This is a genomic window from Alteromonas ponticola (assembly GCF_012911815.1).
GTDB classification, from domain to species: domain Bacteria; phylum Pseudomonadota; class Gammaproteobacteria; order Enterobacterales; family Alteromonadaceae; genus Alteromonas; species Alteromonas ponticola.
Map to the genome: position 1 here is coordinate 243,161 of NZ_JAATNW010000007.1, position 22,846 is coordinate 266,006.

At 47.7% G+C, this 22,846-nt stretch carries 16 protein-coding genes; 2 read left to right on the plus strand and 14 right to left on the minus strand.

Annotation, left to right across the window (positions count from 1 at the left end; genetic code table 11):
* Positions 1–181 precede the first annotated feature (181 nt).
* On the plus strand, positions 182–2,725 hold the full coding sequence (locus tag HCJ96_RS14270) for a TonB-dependent receptor (protein ID WP_169211743.1): 2,544 nt from the start codon (positions 182–184) through the stop codon (positions 2,723–2,725).
* Between the two features lie 86 nt (positions 2,726–2,811).
* On the opposite strand, the gene HCJ96_RS14275 is transcribed toward HCJ96_RS14270, so the two are convergent.
* From HCJ96_RS14275 to recC, 11 genes are read right to left on the minus strand one after another with little or no spacing between them, the layout of a single operon-like run.
* On the minus strand, positions 2,812–3,738 hold the full coding sequence (locus HCJ96_RS14275) for an ATP-binding cassette domain-containing protein (RefSeq protein WP_169211744.1): 927 nt from the start codon (positions 3,736–3,738) through the stop codon (positions 2,812–2,814).
* Positions 3,735–4,415 carry a molybdate ABC transporter permease subunit gene (gene modB / locus HCJ96_RS14280; protein ID WP_246261425.1) on the minus strand — a complete coding sequence of 227 codons (681 nt, stop codon included), beginning with the start codon at positions 4,413–4,415 and terminating at the stop codon, positions 3,735–3,737. The genes HCJ96_RS14275 and modB overlap by 4 nt, the downstream gene beginning before the upstream one ends.
* Positions 4,408–5,181: a molybdate ABC transporter substrate-binding protein gene (modA, locus tag HCJ96_RS14285; protein ID WP_169211746.1), complete on the minus strand. Its 774-nt coding sequence runs from the start codon at positions 5,179–5,181 to the stop codon at positions 4,408–4,410. Before modA ends, modB begins: the two co-directional genes overlap by 8 nt.
* Positions 5,156–5,608 (minus strand): molybdenum cofactor biosynthesis protein MoaE, encoded by a 453-nt coding sequence (locus HCJ96_RS14290; RefSeq protein WP_169211747.1) that lies wholly within the window; start codon positions 5,606–5,608, stop codon positions 5,156–5,158. Before HCJ96_RS14290 ends, modA begins: the two co-directional genes overlap by 26 nt.
* A 1-nt stretch (position 5,609) precedes the next feature.
* Positions 5,610–5,855 (minus strand): MoaD/ThiS family protein, encoded by a 246-nt coding sequence (locus HCJ96_RS14295; protein ID WP_169211748.1) that lies wholly within the window; start codon positions 5,853–5,855, stop codon positions 5,610–5,612.
* Entirely contained in the window at positions 5,852–6,343 is a 492-nt protein-coding gene (gene moaC / locus HCJ96_RS14300; protein ID WP_169211749.1) for a cyclic pyranopterin monophosphate synthase MoaC, read from the minus strand. The genes HCJ96_RS14295 and moaC overlap by 4 nt, the downstream gene beginning before the upstream one ends.
* Positions 6,340–6,840, minus strand: coding sequence for a molybdenum cofactor biosynthesis protein B (gene moaB, locus HCJ96_RS14305; RefSeq protein ID WP_169211750.1), 501 nt, complete (start codon positions 6,838–6,840; stop codon positions 6,340–6,342). The genes moaC and moaB overlap by 4 nt, the downstream gene beginning before the upstream one ends.
* Positions 6,841–6,850: 10 nt before the next feature.
* Positions 6,851–9,235, minus strand: a complete 2,385-nt coding sequence (locus HCJ96_RS14310; RefSeq protein WP_169211751.1) for a zinc-dependent metalloprotease — start codon at positions 9,233–9,235, stop codon at positions 6,851–6,853.
* Entirely contained in the window at positions 9,232–11,154 is a 1,923-nt protein-coding gene (gene recD / locus HCJ96_RS14315; RefSeq protein ID WP_169211752.1) for an exodeoxyribonuclease V subunit alpha, read from the minus strand. Before recD ends, HCJ96_RS14310 begins: the two co-directional genes overlap by 4 nt.
* Positions 11,151–14,759 carry an exodeoxyribonuclease V subunit beta gene (recB, locus tag HCJ96_RS14320; RefSeq protein WP_169211753.1) on the minus strand — a complete coding sequence of 1,203 codons (3,609 nt, stop codon included), beginning with the start codon at positions 14,757–14,759 and terminating at the stop codon, positions 11,151–11,153. Before recB ends, recD begins: the two co-directional genes overlap by 4 nt.
* The gene (gene recC / locus HCJ96_RS14325) at positions 14,756–18,043 is read right to left on the minus strand and encodes an exodeoxyribonuclease V subunit gamma (RefSeq protein WP_169211754.1); all 3,288 of its coding nucleotides are present in this window, start codon (positions 18,041–18,043) and stop codon (positions 14,756–14,758) included. Before recC ends, recB begins: the two co-directional genes overlap by 4 nt.
* A gap of 406 nt (positions 18,044–18,449) precedes the next feature.
* On the opposite strand from recC, the gene HCJ96_RS14330 reads away from it, so the two are divergent.
* On the plus strand, positions 18,450–19,103 hold the full coding sequence (locus tag HCJ96_RS14330; RefSeq protein WP_169211755.1) for a dUTP diphosphatase: 654 nt from the start codon (positions 18,450–18,452) through the stop codon (positions 19,101–19,103).
* Between the two features lie 51 nt (positions 19,104–19,154).
* On the opposite strand, the gene HCJ96_RS14335 is transcribed toward HCJ96_RS14330, so the two are convergent.
* The 3 genes from HCJ96_RS14335 to HCJ96_RS14345 form a co-directional block, all read right to left on the minus strand.
* Entirely contained in the window at positions 19,155–20,288 is a 1,134-nt protein-coding gene (locus HCJ96_RS14335; RefSeq protein WP_211162833.1) for a porin, read from the minus strand.
* A 14-nt stretch (positions 20,289–20,302) separates the two neighbouring features.
* Positions 20,303–20,728 carry a type 2 periplasmic-binding domain-containing protein gene (locus HCJ96_RS14340; RefSeq protein ID WP_169211756.1) on the minus strand — a complete coding sequence of 142 codons (426 nt, stop codon included), beginning with the start codon at positions 20,726–20,728 and terminating at the stop codon, positions 20,303–20,305.
* Positions 20,729–21,026: 298 nt separating this feature from the next.
* Positions 21,027–22,694: an AMP-binding protein gene (locus HCJ96_RS14345; protein ID WP_169211757.1), complete on the minus strand. Its 1,668-nt coding sequence runs from the start codon at positions 22,692–22,694 to the stop codon at positions 21,027–21,029.
* Positions 22,695–22,846: the final 152 nt, after the last annotated feature.

Here is a 22,846-nt window from a genome sequence, read left to right on the forward strand (position 1 = left end):
AACAGCATGAGAAAGCATTGTCTTCTATGCAGTTTGAAGATGGAATTTAAGGTACCTGCAAATTTCCACTTTAGACCACTTTTAGACCAAGTCGCTAGGAAAATGAATAAAAGTAAGTTATAACCTAAACATAATAAAAAAATGTTTTCACTAACGGAATTCATATAAAGAAGCTCTATACATGGACAAATCACTTACACTTCACAAAACTATTCTCGCCACATCCATCGCTTCTCTTGTCTCAAGCGCCGTTTTTGCTCAGGAGCAGGAAGGCTCACTTGAACATATTGAGGTCACCAGCCAAAAACGGGTGCAAAACTTACAGGACGTGCCTGTGGCAGTTACCGCGTTGAGTGGTAATGATTTACTTGATTCAATTTCCTTTGATGTTTTTGATTTGCAATCCTACGTTCCGGCATTCGCGGCGTTTCAAAGTCAGAGCGCGACCAACAGTGGCTTTTCCATAAGATCAATTGGTACATCCACACAGAATTTTGGCTTTGAGCCCTCTGTAGGCCTCTATGTTGATGGGGTCTACCGCTCGCGCCAAAATTCGATAATTAATGATTTAGCTGATATTCAGCGAATCGAGATTTTGCGCGGTCCCCAAGGTACCTTGTTTGGGAAAAATACCCCTGCGGGTGCAGTTTCGATCTTTACCAAGCCCCCTACCTTTGTCAATGGCGATGGATATGTCAGTGCCACTGTCGGTAACGATAACCTGCTTAGTGTACAGGGCGCTTCTTCGTTTGTAGCCATAGAAGATGAGCTGGCTTTTCGCGCGTCAGGATTTACCACTCACCGTGATGGCTGGATTGATGAAGCTAATTCGGGTGAGTCGATGAATGACCGCAAGCGGTCAGGTGTGCGCCTGCAGGCACTTTATCAACCCCGCGACGACTTATCGGTGCGACTGATCGCCGATTATGCCGAAATAGACGAAGTTTGTTGTGGCGCGTTAACGTTTCAGGGCAACCAAAGCGCACTGGGGATTGAAGGTAAATTTGGAACTGATGCCATGTTAGCCATGCCTCCGTTTGACGCTACAATTTACGATAAAGACGATTTTTACAACTACACAACCGCCCTCTCCTTCCTGCCAGAATCTACAATGGAAGATCAGGGCGTTTCGGCCCATGTCAGCTATACCATTAACGAAAACTGGCAATTGCAAAGTATTTCTGCGGTGCGTAGTTTCAATAGTTACGATAAGGTGGATGCTGATTTTTCTGACGCCGAACTGTTATTAACCAAGAACGATGCAGACCTGAATTCTTTCTCTCAGGAGTTGAGGTTGCATTATACTACCAGCGATTTTAACGGCTTGTTAGGCGTCTATTATTATTCGCAAAATCTCAATCTGGACTATGATATAGCGACGCAAGATGATTTTCCCTTTTTATTCGCAGGATTTGCAGCTGAGGTATTACCGCTTATTGACGGATTAAACGCGATCAGTCTGATGACCGGCGGTATGATTCAGGCTGCGGCACCAGCGGCTCCAGGCAATACACATTTCACCCACAATGCCTATCAGGAACAAGACAGCTACGCGGTATTCGCGCAAAGCGACTGGCGTTTCACGCCACGATGGGAGCTGACTACCGGATTAAGATACACCCGCGAAGATAAAAGTCTTACCGGGATTTACGATGAGCAAGGCCCCGGTATCGACGGTTTGTCCACCGCACCTGGCGAAATTCCTAACCCGGTGGCAGCAGGTGCCGCGTTGCAGAATATTGGTGCAGCTTTGATGATGGGCGCAATGCCGTCGGCTAATGACCTGGCCACCATTGCGCCGTTTCAACAGGCCGGATGGGGATATTATTTGCTTAATACAGCCACCGTTTTACCTCGCCCACCTCTGGACGAATCCTTTAGCGATAGCCAGGTAACCGGAACGGTTAAATTAAGCTGGCAACCCACCGCTGAGCAACTACTGTATTCTTCACTATCTACCGGTTACAAGTCAGGTGGAATTAATACCGATCGAATTTCCGCATTGTTAGATCCTGTATTTAAGGCTGAAAAATCAAGAAGCGTGGAGGTAGGTCTCAAACAGGATTGGAATGATGCGAATTTGCGCTTAAATGTGGCTGCACACATCACTGAAATCGAAGACTTTCAGTCATCAACCTTTACCGGAACAGGATTTAATCTGTCCAACGCAGGAGACTTTGATAGTAAAGGGGTTGAAGTCGAATTAACCTGGAACCCGTTGGTCGACACCGCCCTGACGTTTAATTTCACCTATAACAAGGCCACCTTCGACTCGTTTGAACGCGGAACCTGCTGGTCGGCAACGCCGTGGCACTTTGGCATTGATGACCCGGGTAGAACTTCCCCGGACTTGCCTTACTGCTCACGCAGTGGAGACAGAGTTGGCTTTGAACCTGAAACGTCGTTTGCGCTGTTGGTGAATCAATATGCCCAGGTTTTTGGCATGAATACGTTATTTTCTATTGATTACGCCTATGTGGGCAGCTTGCTGATGGACCATTCAAACGATCCGTTAAAAAAGAATGATGCCTATAACCTGGTTAATCTTCGTTGGCAGCTTCCCGTTGCCTGGTGGGACAGTGAGGTCATTTTTTGGGCACGTAATGCGCTTAATGAAGAGTTTGTAGCGCGAAATGCCTTTGATGCACCGTTTCAGCAAGGAAAGATTATGGCGTACCCCGGCCAGCCGCGCAGTTACGGTGTAACGTGGACAACGCGTTTCTAGGGGTGGTCTGAACTACGACAGCCCCTGTCGCGCGGTGACAGACGACGCACTCATTTTTGCGCACCTTAGCGCCATGTGAAATGCGACTAAAACCGAGCAGCTATTTCTAGCTGCTCTTTTAATTGCAGCTTTGCACACGCAGCAGTGCTCACGATCGCGTGGATAATCTCATTTTCGTTTTTAACAGAAACCAGCAGGTTCTCACCTTGCAGCTTTTTGATAGATGAAATAGTACCGTGAAAACAATGCAGTAAACTTGATTGTGAGATGGGTGGGACCTCTAAAATTACATCTACGGCATTGACCGCTGCATACGTCTCACCAATTGACTCGCCCGTTTGCACGTCTGTTTGTCTGACTGTTGAATAAATACTGTCAACAGACGTATTTTCGTGAATAGGACGATTAGCAATTTTGCTGACCTCCCCACTCCACACAACCTGGCCGCTATCTAATTCTATTAACGCGTCGGCACATTGAAATAGATCAGGTAAATTATGCGACACTAATACTATTTTCATGCCGCTTCGCGATAACTGCTTGAGGTAGCTCAGCACCTTATGTTTAAGGGTGGACTGCAATGATGAAAGTGCCTCATCAATTAGTAATACATCCGGTGCATTCAGTATGGTGCGCGCTAATACAACACGCTGCTTTTCACCGGCTGAAAGCGTGGTCACCGACCGCGCGAGTAGCTCTTCGCAGTGCAGGGCTGATATCACCTCACTTACAGTAAAGCGGGAGTGTTTTTCATACATTTTCCCCAACGCAATATTTTCCACTACATCTAAGTGGGGGTAAAGGGTGGGTGTGTGGGGAACAAAACCAACACGTTGATTAATTTTCACTAAGTCAGCATTGCCTAGTGCAGACTCTTCCAATCCTGCAAGGCAACGCAGCAACGTTGTTTTACCGGCGCCTGAAGCACCAAAAACACCGATGAAGCTTGCGTCATCAGAAAGGTTCACGGTGATTGCCACGCGCGCTTTCTGATGGAGAAATTCAATATTCATATCGCACGCCTGAAACGTCCCACCCAGAACAGCATTGAGAGTAAAAGCAGCGAGACCATCAGCATGATAAAGGCGAGCCAATGAGCCTGAGTATATCTTAACCCTTCCACATGGTTAAAAAGCATTATTGACAATACCTGCGTTTCCCCTGGAATGCTGCCCCCCAGCATCAACACCACGCCAAACTCACCCATTGTATGAGCAAAACATAAACCAGCGGCCACGATAATAAAGGGTTTCAGCAGCGGTAAAATAATCTTCCATACGACCGTCACAGGCGGCATGCCTAACAATTTAGCGGTTTCAAGATATTCTGGAGCCAGTGCTTTAAAACCGGTATAGAGAGGTTGAACCGCAAAGGGAAGCGAAAAAATGACCGAACCGAACACCAGACCCGAAAACGTGAATGCCAGTGTTGACCCGAACAGCATTTGCCACAATTGCCCGGCGACTGAGTCGGGAGCAAACACGACTAACAGATAAAAACCCAGCACTGTAGGGGGTAAAACCAGTGGTAACATGATGATCGCTTGCACCAGATATTTTGCAGGATGCTGCCACCTTGCCAGCAACCACGCCAGTGGCATAGCCAGAATGAGTAATATCAGGGTAGTGACCAAGGACAGTTTTACTGTCAGCCAAATTGCCACCCAGTCTGCCGCCGAAAGACTAGTCAACCCGATCATATCCCTTTTGACTTAGCCGCGTCTGGATTGCATTACTAAGCAATAATTCAACAAACTGAGTTGCTTTCGGATGTTTACTGGTAGCTAAAATCGCCCATTTCTGGACAATAGGTTCATGGTAATGCTCAGGTATCAACCAGACATGTTGTTGATTGTCATACACCAGTGCATAAGCCACTATCGCATTATCCACGTGCCGGGTCTGATAGTAATTGTAAACCTGCATTACGTTTCTGCCATACACGATGGAGGGCAATACCTGCTGCCAAAGCGAAACCGTTGACAAAAACTGTTCAGCCGCCTTGCCATAGGGAGCTAAGTCCGGTTCAGCAATCGCTAATTTTTTATTCGCAGCCAACGCATAGGTTTTTAAACTGTCGAGCGTAGGAGCAGGATCCAACCGGTCTATATACGCCAGTCGCCCTTTAGCGTAGATGCCTGACTGGTCCCACACAACGCGTTTATTTTCAATTAACGCATCAACGTAAAAGGCATCAGCAGATAGAAAAATATCAAACGGTGCGCCCTGCATAGTTTGTGCGTACAAAGTGCCAGAAGCGCCTTCAGAAGTGATCACTTCAAACTCACTAAAAGCAGGTGTTGCCAGCAATTGTTGTAGACTACCGGAAAAATTTGACGATACGGCTATGTGTAACGGTTTAGCATTAACGCTAATCCCCCTCAACAGCAGACAAACAATTAACACCAATTTGCTAACCACGATCCAGAAGTTATTTCTGCCAGCGCGACGCGGCATCTTTATCCGTAGATTTGGCTTCGACCCATACACTGCTTTCTCCATAATGTTCTTTTTTCCATAAGGGAACATCCTGTTTTAGTATGTCCATAATATATGCCGCCCCCGCAAAGGCGGCTTGCCGATGTACGGCAGCGCATCCTACCCATACGATGGTTTCGGCATTATCAATTCGCCCTACCCTGTGTATGATACGGACCTGTTCAAGTTCAAAACGCTTCACCGCTTGTTGTGCCAGTCGCAACAAGGTTTTTTCAGTCATGCCAGGATAATGTTCAAGCGAAATCCCCTCTATCTTGCCAAGGTGGTTGAAGTCTCGTACCAACCCACAAAAGGTGACAATAGCACCGCTTAGTTTAAGCAGTCTGCGCAACTCGGCGGTTTCGTAGTCAGAATTGATAGGCGTTTCCTGAACACGAGCAACCATCTCAGCCTCCGGTTACCGGAGGAAAAAAGGCAACTTCATCACCTTCGTTCAGCACATGATTTTCGCTGACGATAATGTGATTGCATGCGATCAGCGGCGATAGCGAAAAAGCTTTTTGCCATTGTTCACCCTGTGCGCAAAGCTGTCTTTGCACATCAGCGATAGACATGTTCTGGTGGAAGGACAGCGACATTTCTTCTGTCTGACTGATCTCACGAACCTGAGCAAAACATTTAACGGTAATCATGATTGTTTTGCTCTGCTTTTCAAGTAGTGGCCTGATTTGCCGCCTTTCTTCTCCACCACATGGATTTGCGAAATCTGCATTGCAGGGTCCACCGCTTTGCACATATCGAACAATGTTAACAACGCCGTTGTTACACCGCTTAATGCTTCCATTTCGACCCCCGTCTGACCGCTCAGTTTGCATTCACAATATGCATGTATACGACTGGCCGCTTCATCAATCTCAAAATCAATCTGAACTTTGGTCAGGCTCAATGGATGGCACAACGGAATCATGTCACTACACCGCTTTGCGCCCTGAATGCCAGCAATGCGCGCCACTGCCAGTACATCACCTTTCGCCAATGCATTGTTTTTGATGCCGGTAATGACCTCAGCAGATACCATTAAAAATCCGGTGGCCCTCGCTTCTCTAACGGTAACTTCTTTGCTACTGATATCCACCATGTTGGCCTTACCAGAACCGTCTACATGAGAAAAATCACTCACTTTGCGTGCCCCTGTTTAATCATACCGGTAAAGTTGCATGGCCGGAATGATGCGTCCAATTGCTCGACGATAATTTTTTCCCATGCTGTACGACACGCTCCGGTCGAGCCTGGCATGCAAAAAATCAACGTGTTATTCGCCACCCCGGCCAGTGCTCGCGACTGAACGGTCGCAGAGCCGATTTCATCATAGCTGATCTGCCTGAATACTTCGCCAAATCCCACGATCGCCTTGTCGAACAAAATTTGAATCGCCTCTGGCGTCACATCACGCTCGGCAAAGCCGGTCCCTCCCGTTGTTAAGATGACATCAATTCCTGAGTCGGCTATCCATGTGGATACCGCAGCACGTAAAACATAGAGTTCATCGGCAACAATCTGGCGAGCGACGACCTGATGGCCTGCCTTATCGGCTGCGGTCTGTAGATAATCACCCGATTTATCATTGGCTCTGGTACGCGTATCGGAAACGGTCAGAATCGCGATATTAAGTTTCATAACGCTCCTACTAAATAGGTGAACCCGGTGGCAACGGCTTAACCTCAAATTTCACAGGCCAGTTGCCTGATTGCCAATACTGTTCAAAATAACCTGATAACACCCCTTTCGCAGGATGACGACTTTTTGATGACAGCCAATTTGCAAACTTTTTCAGGCTGGCGTTGATCGCCAGGCGAACTTCTGGAGCAAGCTTTTCAGCACTGGCTGCATCAATTACAGCGTTTAATGCAACTAGCTGCAACCGCTCGTTTAAGCCATAGTCTGCTTGATTTTGCTGATACCAGTGTAAATCGAAGATGCGATCAATCAGATTAGTAATATCTGGTAACTCTTTTCGTTGGTGACGCTGCCATGACAATCGATTCAATCGCTCAGGAGCCAAGAGTAAAGAGAAACTGTAAGCGGCCGCAGCTTCTGCCGCACTGACTGGATCAAACGTTCTGCCCATGCGCCCATTAAAGTGTTCACGGGTAATGTCATCGCCAAAAATGGTAGGTGTAATAAGTGTAACTAACTCATCGGGGATACGCAGATAACTGGCGGACGTCGCAGCCAACATTTGTTTAATCGCCTTTTTCTGCGTTTCGCCATCAATTACGCGCTGGCCACTGGCAGACTCGCCTGAGGCCTTAACCTCATACTCGTAATGCACCCCCCCAATTTGCTTGGCGACAGCCGCAAGCTGGTATCGATGTAACAGATAGATAGGCACTAACACATCTTCAATAGCTGACAACCCCTGCCCTTCGCGGATAGTATTAATCCCAAGTTGCTCCAATGCCAGTTCGCGAATTGCAGAGATATCTTCAAACGCACTCACTGGATCGTTGCCCACGTCCCACATATGGCCACTGCCTGAAGCTTCGAAACTGGCGCGAGTATCAGCATCGGTTTTGTAATCAAGCTGTTGCTGCTTTGCCCACTGGATCTGTTGCGCCAGCCCCGCTTTTTCCGAGGTATTGGAAAAATCCTGATAACCGTAGGCTACGGCATGTTTATCCCATTCGCCAATGCCCGAATCATACGCCTGCTCAAGTGATAGCTCGCCATTTTTAAGCTCTATGAGCGGATGAGGATAATCCATTACCGATGCGCGATTATTTTCAGACGCAGCAAAGTTATGTGCGATACCCAGTGTATGCCCCACTTCATGCGCCGATAACTGGCGGATCCTGGCTAACGCCATTTCCAGTTGACTGTCCGTCGCAGCATCGTTGCCAGTAAATGGACTGGTTAATCCCAGGGCGATGAGATAATCCTGCCGCACCCGTAACGAACCTAAGGTCACGTGGCCTTTAATAAGCTCTCCGGTTCTGGGGTCAACTACGGATGCACCATACGACCAACCGCGCGTCGCACGATGAACCCATTGGATTACGTTATATCGCACATCCATCGGGTCAGCATCTTCGGGTAACACTTTCACCTGAAATGCATCTTTGTAGCCAATTGCCGAAAATGCTTCGTTCCACCAGCTTGCGCCTTCTTTTAGTGCCGACAGAACGGGCTCAGGAATGCCGGGGTCTAAATAGTAAATAATGGGCTCCACAGCTACGCTTTGTTGGGCATTGGGATCTTTTTTCGCCAGCCGGTGGCGAATGATATATTTCTGCTCCATGGGCTCTGCAATGGCGGTGGCATAATCGAAATAAGAAAATTTCCAAAAGCCGGAATAGGGATGAAATGCTCTGGGTTGATAGCCTGCGTCAGGCAATTCGATAAACGAGTGATGCATGTGTACAGACAGGCTATTGGCATCGGGAGCCACTTGCTGCACGTATTCGCCGGGTTTATCTTTGGCGGCAAACGTGACCAGCGCTTCCAACTCTGAATTACTGACAAATGCTTTGCTGCGTTCCAGCACTACGCCGCTCCGGGCGGAATCCAGCGTAAATGCACCCTGTCTGGTTTCCTGCAAACGTTTGCTGACACCGTGCACATCACTTAATAAATAAGGGGTGTAGTCAATCAATACCGTGGCATCGTCAGCCGCAACAACGCTGAATCCAGCAATCACAGAATGGGCAAACGCTTCTTCAATACTTTGTTGCTCTGCGCGGTTTTCAGACACTGCGCGATAACGCGTATTCATTTGTCTGAGCAACACTTTGTTACCAAAACGAGAAAATTTAACCAAACGGGTATCGCCTAACTGGCCACGATCAAGGCCTATGTCGTTTGAACCCAGTCCGCGCGGCAGGCTGGTCTGAAACAACAGTTCCTTGTCCAGAGAGGTCAGCTTCAGGTACACCTTATCCGCTGAATTATCGTAGTAAAAGGGAATAAAGCCGTCCTGATGATGCATCGAACGGGTAAACTCTCCGATTGCTGGCAATGTCGCCATGGCTTGCCAGGCGATCACACCGAGTAAAACTATAAATAGCCTGATCATGTGTTTTCCTTGGTTATTTTTATTTGCTTATTAATATAGTCACCTAATCCGGAAAAACGTTGCTGACGCGTTTGTACCGCCTCAACGAACTCCGCAAGGTTACAGACAAACAGGCAACTTTGTTTTGCACGCGTCAGTCCGGTATAGATCAGTTCACGACAATTAAGACTGAACTGCTGCTCATCGCTCTTGTCCGGCAAAATCATCACAACAAGTGAAAACTCAGAGCCCTGCGATTTATGCACGGTCATCACATAAGCGGTTTGTACGGCGGGAAGGCGAGATAAGCTTACCGCTCGCAATGCATTGTCTTCGCCTTCAAACCAAGCTTTTAAACTGCCCTTATCATCCGGCCAAACCACGCCAACATCGCCGTTATAGAGTTTGTTCGCGTAGTTGTTTTCAAGCACCATTATGGGCTGGCCAGCAAAATAGCGTGAGAGCTGACCGTATTTAGGTAGATTCAATTGGGCGGTTCTGTGCCAAGCGATCTTCTCAATTTGCTGATTTAGTCGCTCTACACCTAATGGTCCTTTTTTCACCGGCGTTAACCATCGACAAATACCACTGGCGTGTAATGCTTCTTTTGCGCTAGTAGCGGAAAAAAGAGGAGCAAAACACTGGTTTACCATGGACGTCAGGTTACCGGTAAACAGCACTGGCGACATTCGCGCAACGGCATGCGATTGCATCGACGAAAGCGGCTGTTCGGCATCAAGCTCACTGAGCTGCTGCCAGGCCGCTTGCCCCTCTCCGGCCTGAACAAATTGTGCTGTCGTCGCTAGTGCGCCACCAAAACGCTGAGATTTTTGCAGAGTAAATGTAAAAGGCTGGTCAGCATGCAGACGATTTGCCAAATCAAGCTCACCGTTCAGCGCTTGAATATGAGTGAGCAAGGTAGCATTAACTAAATTCGTAACGCTTTGCGCTGTCACCAACGCTTCCAACACATTACCGGACTCAATAGCGGGTAATTGATCAGCATCGCCGACCAGAATCAATTTACACTCCGGTTTCAACGCCCTTACGGTTCTCACCATCAAGGCCAAATCTACCATGGACGCTTCGTCCACAATCAACACATCACAGCAAAGTGGATTATCCTGATTTTTTTTCGTTTTGACCTGATAGGGCGTAATGCCCAACAAGCGATGTAAGGTGACGGCGCTGGTTGGGATCGTTTTCGCAAGCTGAGTCAATACAGAATCGGTATCGCTGCCAACCAATTGTGTTATATTAGTGGTAATTGACTCGCCCAGTCGTTGCGCCGCTTTACCGGTTGGCGCAGCTAACTGAATATTGAGTTTGCCCTGAGCAGCGCATTGCAACGCCAGCAAAATACGGGCAACGGTATAGGTTTTTCCCGTGCCAGGCCCACCATTCACGATACAAAATGGCAGCACAAGACTTGCTGCCGTCGCTACCTGTTGCCAGTCTTCGGTGGCTGATTGATTAGGGAACAATCGTGACCAGACTGAGCCGAGTGTCTCATATTGGGATGGTGACAACGGCTGAATGGTTCGACGATGCCTAATGGCAGCAGCTAGCTCCTGTTCAAACGCCCAATAACGTTTTGTGTACAGGCGTGCACCATCCAGCACGACCAAAGGTGCCGACATTTTCGCGCAGATACCATCAACCAGCTGAATCAGGTGGTCAGTGTCGGGAAAGTGAACTTCAGCCTCTGGCTGGTAACAATCTCTGACTGTAGCACCAGCGATGGCATTCAAGTCCAGGCACGTATTTCCCTGCCGCTGGGCCACACTCAGCATGATCACAACATGACGCCACACCCTGCGGGAAACGTCATCAACATCCAGTGCATCTGAGAGTAGGTTAGCGGTGTACCAGTCAATTGGCGCAATGCCGTTTTTCAATGGCGTCGGGTTCACCGGCATAATCGAATCAATCAACTTCATTGCGCCTGCTCCAAATCTTGCCCTTCACTGAAAACGGCATCTAGTTCATGTAGAAACTTACTGTCAAGATGAGTGAAAAACACCCCCTCACATCGAGTGTTTTCAGGATGCATGCCACGCAAATAAAAGTAATACACACCGCCAAAATGCAGCTGTGGATCGTAATCCGGTAACATGTGTTTTAAATATCGGTGCAATGCGAGGGAGTAAATCAAATACTGCAGATCGTACAAATGATGCTGGTTATTTCTCGCCAATGCTGCATGCGTGTATTGTGCAAATGAATTACCCAAATGGGTTGATTTGTAGTCGGCAACAAAAAACCGGCCGTCCCATTCAAAAATAAGATCGATGAACCCGTGCATCATACCGCTGAGAGATTGCTCTGTTGGCATAACCAAGGGAACAGGATCGGATAGCACCGCACTGCGGTGTCGATTGACCAGTTGAATTAGCCTCGCGGTATTTAACGACGTCAACGGAAAGTAAAACTTGGCTTCACGAATCGTGTTTGCCTGTTCGATTGCCGACAGGGTTAAACCCGGTGTATTGCTGGATAAGGGCGTGACCAGGGTTTCATTTAACCAGTCAAACAGGGCGGAATAGTGGTCTTCTGGCACCACATTATGTCGTTTAAGCACTCCCTCCGCATTGTCGCACCAGGGTTCATGTGCCAGCGGTGCGTACGCGAAGTCTTTTTCCTCCAACAAATCGTGCAACACATTTCCCGCAGCGGCTCCTTTTTCAAACGAAAAACGAAATGGGAGTGATGAGGCTGGTGTCTCGTCAATTTCCACAACGGGGTCGACTATAACCACTTCGCGTTCACGTTGATCCTGGCGGGTAACGGTTTCAAGTCGCGCTATAGAGGAAAACGAGTAAAGTCGCCAGTCGTCGTCCACGTTACCCGTAAATTCATTGCATGTCAGTGTTTCAGGGGGCGTCAATCGAGCAGAACTTAGCAGCTGAGCTTGTGCTGACTCAATGGTGATGACCGTCGTATCACATTTTTCGGCGGCAATTGTGTGTAATCTTTGAAGCCAGTGATCGCCAGAAGTGACATTACACGCTTTTGCCAGCGCAGATGATTCGCTGCCAGAGAACGGCGCAACCCCAAGGTAACAGCGATGCGCGGCGCGGGTAACCGCCACATATAACAGGCGCATGGCTTCAGCGTTACCTTCGGCTCTGCACCGCTCTATTGCATCATAGGTTGCACCAAGTTGCAGGCATTGAGTTTGCTTTTCATCGTCATAGTAACGAAACTGTTGGTTAAGCTGATTGCCGGCTTTCACCGGATCACGATAATCGCTGGCGAATGGAACAAACACCACAGGATACTCCAGCCCCTTGGAACCATGCTGCGTAATAATCTGAATTAAATGTGCGTCACTTTCTAAACGCTGCACGTATTCACTGGCTAACGCCGGATCGTGTATATGGTTATCCAGCCAGAGCAGTAGACGCTCACCCTGACGGTTTGGAATGGCCGAATGCTGAATCACTTCAGCCAAATGAAGATAATTGGTTACTTGTCGTTCTGTGTCATCTGACTGGCAGTTAAAAGTGTCCTTAAGCAGATGAAGAATTACACTCATACACCCTTGTTGCTGCCACAGCAATTTTAGCTGCATCATGCGCGTAACCACCTCATCCCACTGCTGCTCCTCTTCCTGCTGTAACAGCTGAATCAGGGCTGCGGCTCGCATGCCGAGCAAGGGGCTGGTCAGGGCGGCGCGCAAAGCACTATTGTCGGTAAAGTGCCAGATCCCGGTCAGCAATTTAAGCAAGTCGGTTACTTCGGCACTGTTAAACAGGTTCTCCTTACTGCTAAGAAAAACCGCACTCAATCCCGCTTTTGCCAATATCTGCTTTACAATAAGGGCTTCTGGTGCATTTCTGACCAGAATCGCAATATCTTTCGGCGCGATAGCCGTGTCACCTAAAGTGGCCTGCTCAAATAAGCGCACAATTTCATTGCTTAACCAGCTTGCCAGCCCTCTTTGCATGGTCGCTTTATTGTCGCTGGCTTGCGCTTCGTCGCCGAGATAGGCATAAGTTAACGCACTGCGATCTGGGGCCGGATCATTAAGCGGATGGCAAGCTGCTTTGGCCTGCGCGGCAAAGTTTACCGGCTCATAAGCTATACCAAAACCGAATACATCCGCTGCCTCGCTAGTTAGCGGGTTACCATAAAACAATCGATTGTAGGCATTGACCATGCCCTTAACCGAACGCCAGTTGGTATCCATCACCCAGCGAAAATCAGCCTGGCTGGCCGCTTGTAAATAGGTAAAAATATCTCCGCCCCTGAATGCATAGATTGCCTGCTTCGGGTCGCCTATCATCATCAACAAGGATGCATTATCGGCTTTAGGATAAACATTATTTAAAATCTGGTATTGGAAACTGTCAGTGTCCTGAAACTCATCAATCAGCGCCGCCGGATACAGGTTTTTCAGTTGTTTCGCAACCTTTGCCTCTGGTTGACTGACTTGCGCCGCAAATATCCGGATCAAATCATCAAAATCGACCACGCCCAGTTGACGCTTTTGCTTTTTTACGTGGTTACGTATAAACAAAATTCCATCGCCCGCCAGCACAAATGCGGTGTGACTGTCCTGCCTCGACTGTGCGTCTTTATCTAATTTCGAAAGCCTCGATTTAACTTCTGTTATCAAATCTTTTAGCGGCTGAAAAAGCGCTTTTATTTCGTCATTACCCCGGTATCGATTACCGTTAATAAAGCGACCTATCTCAGCGGGAGGCAAACTCATCTGTTGCTGTGTTAACCAGGCTAACAGCGCCTGCCATTCTTCCTGCCGTGCGGAGGCATCTTTTTTCCCCTCCACCAGCGTTGTCAGAATCAGTGACTCGTGTGCTAGTAATTGGTCTTTGACCGAAACAAACGCCGAACCCAATGATGCCTGCAATGCAGCGCGATATCGGGCCTGGTCGTCTTGCTGTGTTGGTGGATCAGGCACAATGGGCGTTAGCTCAGCAAAAATGGCCTGCCTGAACTGGCTCAAAAATGCCTCAGGAACATGCCAACCTTGTTCTGTCAACAAAGCATATTGGTCAGCCTGTGCTGCAACAATTCGTATCCAGTCTTGTGCGGCTTGCAAATAGAGCGCGGCATTATCAGTCAGTAAGGTTTGTTTCATTGACACCTTACTTTCAAAAGCCAGCTGGCTGATCATTTTTTTACAAAAGCCATGGATGGTGAATACCGCTGCTTCATCCAGTTCTAACAGCGCAGCTTGTAACAGTGCAATTGCTTCGGTGACGGGTAAATGTTGCATCAACGACTGATAAACCGGGTCGCTGTCGCCGGGCAGCTGGCCGTTGTTAGCTGCGGCCTGCTGCCACACCTGCAATGCTTCTTGTAATGCGGCAGCAATACGTCCACGAATTTCTTCTGTTGCGGCATTGGTGAACGTCATCACCAGAATTTGTTGAACGGATAATTGTTTTTCTATCAGCAAACGCAAATAAAGGCGGGTGATATTAAAGGTTTTTCCTGTTCCTGCACTGGCCTCGATTAAATGCCGGCCGTATAAGGGTAAATGCGTAACATCAAGTGGCTGCGGGCGATTGTCCATCATGCTTTTCTACTCTTCACGTCCAACGTTAGCGAAGTAAATACCCTCTGCATTTCATCCAGCGGTAAAACTGATTCATTTAATCCTGAAGGGTAAAATAGTCGAACATAGGGGTCTTGATTTAGCCCGCTGAGCATCCCCTGCCCCTGCAACTGCTGGGTGAGGATCGCTTTTGCTTCGAACGAATCACACCATTCGGTAAGACGTTGCTGCGAAGGCAGCTTTTTAATGAGTTCGTGAGCTAATTCTGCAAACGCAGGAAATGGCATCTCACTAGCCTGTTTCATCAAAGCCACTGCCAACTTGAGGTGTTGCTCAGCAGATTCAGAGGGTTCAGGCGGGATCACCGCTTTGTAAACAGAGGCTTCTCCACCACTCCATTGTAGTGAATAAACTTCCAGAGGTTGCATTTTGTTCAGCACATTGCACATCCTTGCCGTGATCACGTGCTCGATCGTTCGCTGGACAGTTTGACTGCCGTAGTGATAAACAACCAGACGCTCCGCGTCTTCCCATACTTGCGCGCTGAGTTGAACCCCGTCCACAAGCACATCAATTATCTGTGGTTCTATCATCCCCAACGCTAGAGCATCCGTCAGCAACCCCGCTGCGCTTTTCCAGTTTTCCATCAGCACAGGAGCAAGCGGCGTTGCTGGCAAGTCGCCACTTAATTCAATGGTACGCTCAACAACGTCGATATTGCGTTGCTCGCGTACGGCTTCTCCCAATGCAAACATCGCCTGATAGCGCGTTAACGGATTGCTATTAAAAGGTTCGGCGTCATCCAACAACTTGCCATTTGATTCTAAATAAATGTGTAGCCGTTCATTTGCGAAAAACTTGAGTGGATGAGCCAGACTGCGGGCGAGTTGTGTCACCGTAAGCTGCTCAATTGGAGCTAACTGTAAAGGGAGATAAGCGGGTTGTTGATTATCTGCGCCGCGTTGGATCTGTTGTGCCAACCGCATCCAACCGCGGTCGAAGGTAGCTGCACCCGCAGCGAAATTGGCCACACTAAATGGGTGCAAAGATTGTTGTTTAACTGAGAAACTGTTTGTCGGCGCTCCGTAGCCTTTGCTGATCAGCGTAAGCAACTCGGCCAGGACCAGACTGGGCTGACGTTCACTGTTATCTCGTGCATGTCTACCCTGGAAACTGAGATACAGATGTTGGCGCGCAGAAAGTATGGCTTCTAAAAATAAGTAGCGGTCTTCCTGTCGTCGAGAACGGTCACCCAACCGTGCTGGTTCCGATGCCATTAAATCCACACTGATAGGCTGACTCTGTCGAGGAAAATCACCGTCATTCAACCCCAGGATGCATACTACTTTAAACGGTATACTGCGCATGGGGAGCATTGAGCAAAAAGTTACCTGTCCAGTGTGAAACTGACTGCCCGTATCTGGCCTGGAGAAGCGTTTTATCAGCAGTTCGCGCAACTGCGACAGCGTGATCGGCTGCGTATAATTCGCTTCGTTACAGTGCTCTTCGATGGCGGCTGCAGCGTGAGTAATTTGCTCCCATGCATACTCATGCGTCGGTAAAGGTGCAAAGCAGGTGTCGCGCAGTTCAATCAAAAAAGTATGCCATTGCGCAGGCGTTCTAGCCTGCTTTAACGCCAGTGCAAACGTTCTTAGCTGATTTAACACGTGAATCAGCTGTCCCAGCACCAGCGTACCTTGTCCCTCCACATCCGGCACGGTCAGGACATCATCCACAATCAACGCCGAATCTTCAGCCAACATACCCTTAAGCAGCCGTTTTAGCCCCCATTCCCAGGAATATGTGTCAGCCGTTTTTGGCTGACCCAGCACCGCCGACTGTTGGCTGGCATCCAATCCCCAATGAACATGAGCTTTGTGCAGCCAATGAGTTATCAGTTCAAGATTGTCGTTGCTGATATCAAATTTGGCCTGTACGCTTTCAAGTCGCAAATAAGCCATGATCTGATTGACTCCAAAGCGGCTGTCTGGAAGATGTAACAGCTCCAGATACGCAGCTATCAGGGGTTCTGCATCAAGTGGGGCCCGGTCTGCAATTGAACAGGGTAGTCTTACTGTGTCTGACTGGTCGGCAAAAGCAGTATTGGTTATTCTGAATACGGTACCTACCAGCGGCGCGTAGTGCTCTACTGCCGGGCACATCACTACTACATCTGAAGGGCGCAAAGTCGGATCTTGCATCATCAGCAGAAGCAACTGGTCGTGTAATACCTGCACTTCTCTGAGTGCACTGTGTGCTGATGAGACAATAATACTGTTGTCGGTTTTATTGAACGAACTGGGCTGTTGTGGTGCCCGTGCGTGCAGCACATCTTGCTGAATGGCGGATAACAGCGTCGTTTTTTGCGTTAATGTCTGCTCAGATGAGCCCACATCGAAAGCGCTCACTTCAAACGATTGCAGCGGCGTCAGTAGATTAAACAAGTCTCTGCCCTGCTTCCCTAAATTGTTAAGCAGCGGATTTGCCTGCTCACTATTGGTAAAGGCCTGCACTCCTTTTTCTCTGATCTTTTTTGCTAATTGCCTGTCGCTCTCGCCCTCTCCCCAATAGTTGACGCTCGGGTTGAGATGAAAAATGTGCACCGTAGTATGTTGTGCAAGCGCATCTAAAAAATGTACCAGTTGCGGCGCCATCGTGTTGATGGCAAATACAATTACATGTTGAGGCAGATCAGGGTGATTTTCTTCCCTCAATGCCTGCATGGTTAATTGATGCAGATTCGCTGGGTGCAGTGGCTCATCATCTGTCAGCATTTGCCAGATAATTGACTGCCATCTTTCATCCGCGTTGTCGTTCAGGCACAGCTGACGATCTTCCCACTTAGCCAACCAGTCCGGACGATACAGTAGATATTGTTCAAATACGTCGGCAATAGCAGTGGCAAACTGCAACCGCAGGGTCGCTTGGTCATCTTCTGAAGACTGACTTTGCCAATACTGACAGACCGGGTGCGCGTGGGGATGTTGACAGAAAGTTTCGCTTAACAGTATTTCGTCTATTCGCCAGACAAGAATCTCCCGCCGATACGCGGATTGCTTGGGGACTGTGTCAGCACCGAGTATATCTCTGGCGGTATTCCACATAAAACGCACCGGCAATGGGAATTGCAAATTCATTGCGATGCCGTGGGTTTGCGCCAGCTGCATACTCAACCAGTGCTGCATTCCCGGGCTCTCAACCAGAATGGGATGGGTTGCAAACACAGAACCAGGTTGCTCTTTCAATAATGCGCTGAGCAGAAAGCTAAGGTGTTCTAATTTATTAGAGGGATAAAGTGCAAGCAAGGCGATGTTTTTTACTATTCTCGTTTGCGTTACGTTACCAGTTTATCTGGCTATTGCGAACCTCTTTAACAAAGAAAAAACCCATACAGATTTCAGGACACGAAAATCTGTATGGGTAAGTGCATCAACAGCCTCAGGGTTCAGCCTATAACCCCGTACCTCACTATTGACGCTTGCAGCCATGAGCAAAATGGCGACAACATTAGTCCCTAAACAACTTCAATGCCAATTTACAAAAGTTATAAATATCAGTGCGTTAATAAACTCAGGCAAAATCTAAAAATATTTTGATGACCTCTGATGAGTCACTTGTGCACTATTCAAGGGCACGCGCATAGGCACTTCCTATACGCCCGGGGTTTAGTTACAATTTGAAGATTATTGTTTTTATAATTACAGGCGTACCATGTTATCTCATCAACAACTTGCCACGATGCTAAGTTTACAGAATAAAATGAACACCAAAGTAAATGAGAAGTGGCTTACGGCTGGCTACGGATATTTACGCGCTGCTATGGTTGAATCAGTAGAAGCCATTGAACACCACGGCTGGAAATGGTGGAAGGCACAGCATAAAGATCTGCCCCAGTTACAGATGGAATTAGTGGATATCTGGCATTTTGCCTTATCGGCCTGCATCATTGACTACGCTGGCGATGTGGAAGCCGCGGCTAATGCCATTGCAGCACAACTCGCCCAATCTCAGCCCCACGTGCAGTTTGATGGCAAAGATTACAAACCCGATTGTCAGTCTTTATTGGATAATCTGGAGTTAATGACGGGTCTTTGTGCTGCGAAACGATTTAGCGTGCCGCTGTTTATGCAAATAGTAGAGCAATGTGAGATGAGCGGTGAAGAACTGTATCGGCAATATGTGGGTAAGAATGTGCTCAACTTCTTCCGTCAGGATCACGGCTACAAAGAAGGTAGCTACGTTAAAGTATGGCAGGATCGTGAAGATAACGAGCATCTGGTCGAGGTGCTTGACCTGCTAGATATTGACTCTTCTCACTACAGTGATGATATTTATCAGGCGCTGGCACAACGCTATCCTGCCTGATCTTAAAAAAAAGCGATGCGTTTGCGCATCGCTTTTTTTCTTTATTATGCTTTAAAATATATAATTTACTGCAAAGCGAACCAGTGATGCGTCATTGGCTTCATTGATATCATCACTATATTTTGTTACATCAGCCTTGAGAGCAACGTTGGTATCCCAGTCGTAACGCACACCTAGCGAGTAAGCATTACTCTTCGCCACCAATTGTTGTTGTAACCCACCCACTATCTGACCTACCGTGGCGCGGACCTGTTCAGGGTATTGCCCTACCTGGTCGAGAAATTTCAGGTCGTCTTCGGCGTCATTCCACTCTGCCGTAACAAAGGGAGTAAACTTACCTACTCGAATTCCTGCGGTGACGTAGTAGTTGATGTCATCCTGATAATAGGAATCATCAATAGCCACTTCGGTATATTCACCGGAAATAAACCAGTTAAAGTTATCGTATTCCAGACCAACACCGACAAACGTGCCTGTATCATCATTGGCATCAAGCAGGTCAGCAAACGCCGGATCGATACCCGACAGCGCCTGAATGGTAGGTTTAACGGTCGGGATATCAAACGTCACGTTAGCGCGGCCGATGACCCCTCTAAGCTTCCAATTACCATAAGTTGTTTCGGCTGTCAGGTTGATAGCATTATTGCCTTCAACGTTACCTTGCTGTCCTCCCAGCACAAAGTCGGCATCCAGGGTACCGTAAGCAAGTTGAAAGTTATATTCTAAATCCCCGGCGTAATTGCTGTAGTCAACTCGAACACCGTCAATATTGTTAAACACAACACCATACACTGACTCAGGAGGGGCGACCCAATGATAGGAGTAACCCACATCTAATGACGCTGAATAGCGAAATAGAGGCAAACGCAGTCTGCCTGCGGTAACGCTCGTGTTATCGGTCACGGCGTAGGTCATATAGGCCCACTCGAAATCCACATCATAGTCGTCACTGCCACGCGCGACCAGCTGGCCAGTAGCAGTAAGCTTATCATTTACATCTCCGCTAAGCTGAAGGGCGAACAAGCTCTGCTCATCAAAGGAGATGTCATCGGTATAACCGTATAAGGTGTCGTCGCTACTTGCTTTGCCCGCAATCAAATTGGCAAAACCATTAATTCTGATTTCAGCCTGAGCACCAGCGCTCACTGCCAGTGCTACTGCACTGAATAAAAATAATTTACGCATAACTTTTTCCTGACTTAGTTAACTGGGATAACCTTTACGGCATCGGTGACAGAACCAGCGCTCACATAGCTGATTGCTGAAGGATCAGCCGCTACGGCTGCGATAGCCGCGGCGTCATCAGTCACTTCTTTTGGCGGGGTACCTTTGCCAGTGAATACCAGTTTTGACCAATAAGCTGAAATTTGACTCGAGTTACGTTCAAGAACCTGTTCGTCAAATTGATTACGTGAAGCGGCGTCGCCTTTCTGATTAATTGGCGTTGCGGATTCACCGCCAGGGAATTTCTTTTCTTTTCCAAGAAAAATTCGTTTCACAGAGTCGTTGTCAACCGCATTGCTATTAGCTGGATTGACGATCACAACAACATTTGCCAACGCATTAGAGGCAAGCGAGATCATCGTGCCTGCGAAGAGTGAGGTTAATATCGTTGCTTTTTTCATAGCGATTCTCTTTGTTCTATCAAGGATGAGCGCGGAATGTAGTCGCTGCGCCCAGGCAAGGCAACAGCTAAAGGCTAGGTTAAAATATAACCAATTATAATTATTAATACCTATTTAACAGAGTTCGTGTGCGGTTATTTTTTGTACAACCACTGAGAGTTCGGTGCTTTATACAAATATTCCTAATTTAATCAGATACTTAAAATTTCACGTAAATTTCAGTTTTGGGGTAAGTCGCTGATGGAAACCTGACGGGACGTTAACATTAAATATAGTTAACAATCCCATCTGGCGCAGGTTACGCTTCGATTCTGACAATGCGCGATGAGTATTTAGCCTGAATAATTGCGTCAAAGCGGGATTCAAGAACGTGTCTTTTCACTTTCAACGTCGGCGTGAGCAAGCCGTTTTCGATGCTCCACTCGTTCTGCATCACTAAAATGTGGTCAATCACCTGGTGGCTTTCCAGATTACGATTAACAGATTTCAGAGTAGCAGCCAGTGATTCATCCACCTCGGCGGGGGATGATTGTTTGGCCTCTTCGCTCAATACGATTAAAGCGACAGGCTGAGGTAAGTTGTTTCCGGTAACACACACCTGTTCAACATAGGCGTTTTCCATTAATTTTGCTTCGATGGGCGCCGGCGTGACGTATTTGCCTTTTGCGGTTTTAAAAATATCTTTGAGTCGTCCGGTTATTTTTATATACCCATCATTATCTATAATTCCTTTATCACCGGTGCGTAAGAAGCCATCTTCGGTAAATACTTGCTGTGTTTTTTCTTCATCCAGATAGTATTTTTTCATATTACACGGCGCTTTTACCTGTATTTCACCATCGTCAGAAACGCGGATGGTTACCCCATTGTAGGCTTTACCAATCGTACCAATCTTATCGTGACGAAAGGGAACACTTGCAGTGCCATAAGCGCTATTCTCCGTCATCCCCCACCCCTCGCATATCGGGATGTCAATTTTGGCAAACCACTCAATAGTTGCAGGTGCCAGGGGTGCTGAACCGCTGGCGAACAGGCGGGTCTGATCCAATCCCAATCCCTTTTTTATTTTCCTGATGATCAGTTTATTTACGATAGGAATGCGCAGTAAGGTATTCAGTTTTTTCTGCGGCAGTTTGGCTAAAACCCCCATTTGAAACTTGGTCCATAATCGCGGTACAGAAACAAACAGGGTCGGTCGGCATGCCTGCACGTCCCGTTGGAATGTATCAAGTGATTCCACAAAGGACACGTGCGAACCAGAGTATAAACTGGCAAGTTCTATTAATACGCGTTCGGTGATGTGGGCCAGCGGTAAGTAACTTAACAATCTATCTTGTTTAGTGGTGATCAGTGGCTCAAGACAGTGTTGAGCCGCCCAGCAAATTGAATGGTATGTGTGAACCACACCTTTGGGCACGCCGGTGCTACCCGATGTATATATTATCGTCATCGTCGATTGCATGTCAGGCAAAGGAGACTCGTCGATAGGGTCACAGTCAACAAATGATTCCCAGCTGATGCTCGATGGGGTGCCAGGGTAAGGGAAAGATACGGTGGGAAAGCGCTCATCAATTGCTGCCAATTGTGACTTGGGTTTTTCAAGTTTGCCGACAAAAACCAGCTTAACATCGGCATGTTCAAGCACATGTTTGATGGTGCTTTCGCCAGCCGTGGCGAAAATAGGAACAGAGACGTGCCCCGCCATCATTATGCCTAAGTCTGTGATAAACCACTCAGCGCAGTTTTTCGCAAAAATTGCGATACGGCTACCAGGCGCTAGATTTCTCTGCCTGATTTGGTTGGCTACACGGCGCGCCAGATTAGCTACTTGCTGCCAGGTGTAATGCCGGACCGTGCCTTTATCTGGTTGCGACAGATAAGCTTCACTCCCTCGCGTTTTTTCCCAGTGATAAAGTCGTTCAAGGGGTGATTGGATTCTTGCATTTTCGCTGACTAATGATGACATAATTACGATCCACTTCCTGATGCTTATTTATTGTATGTTGGTGCACTCACCTGTTTTCATACCACAAAAATTTGTTAAAACTCAATATCCTTAAGCGGCATGACGAACATTTAGCATACGTATAGTAGACCGAAAATGACGTCAGCGCCTGT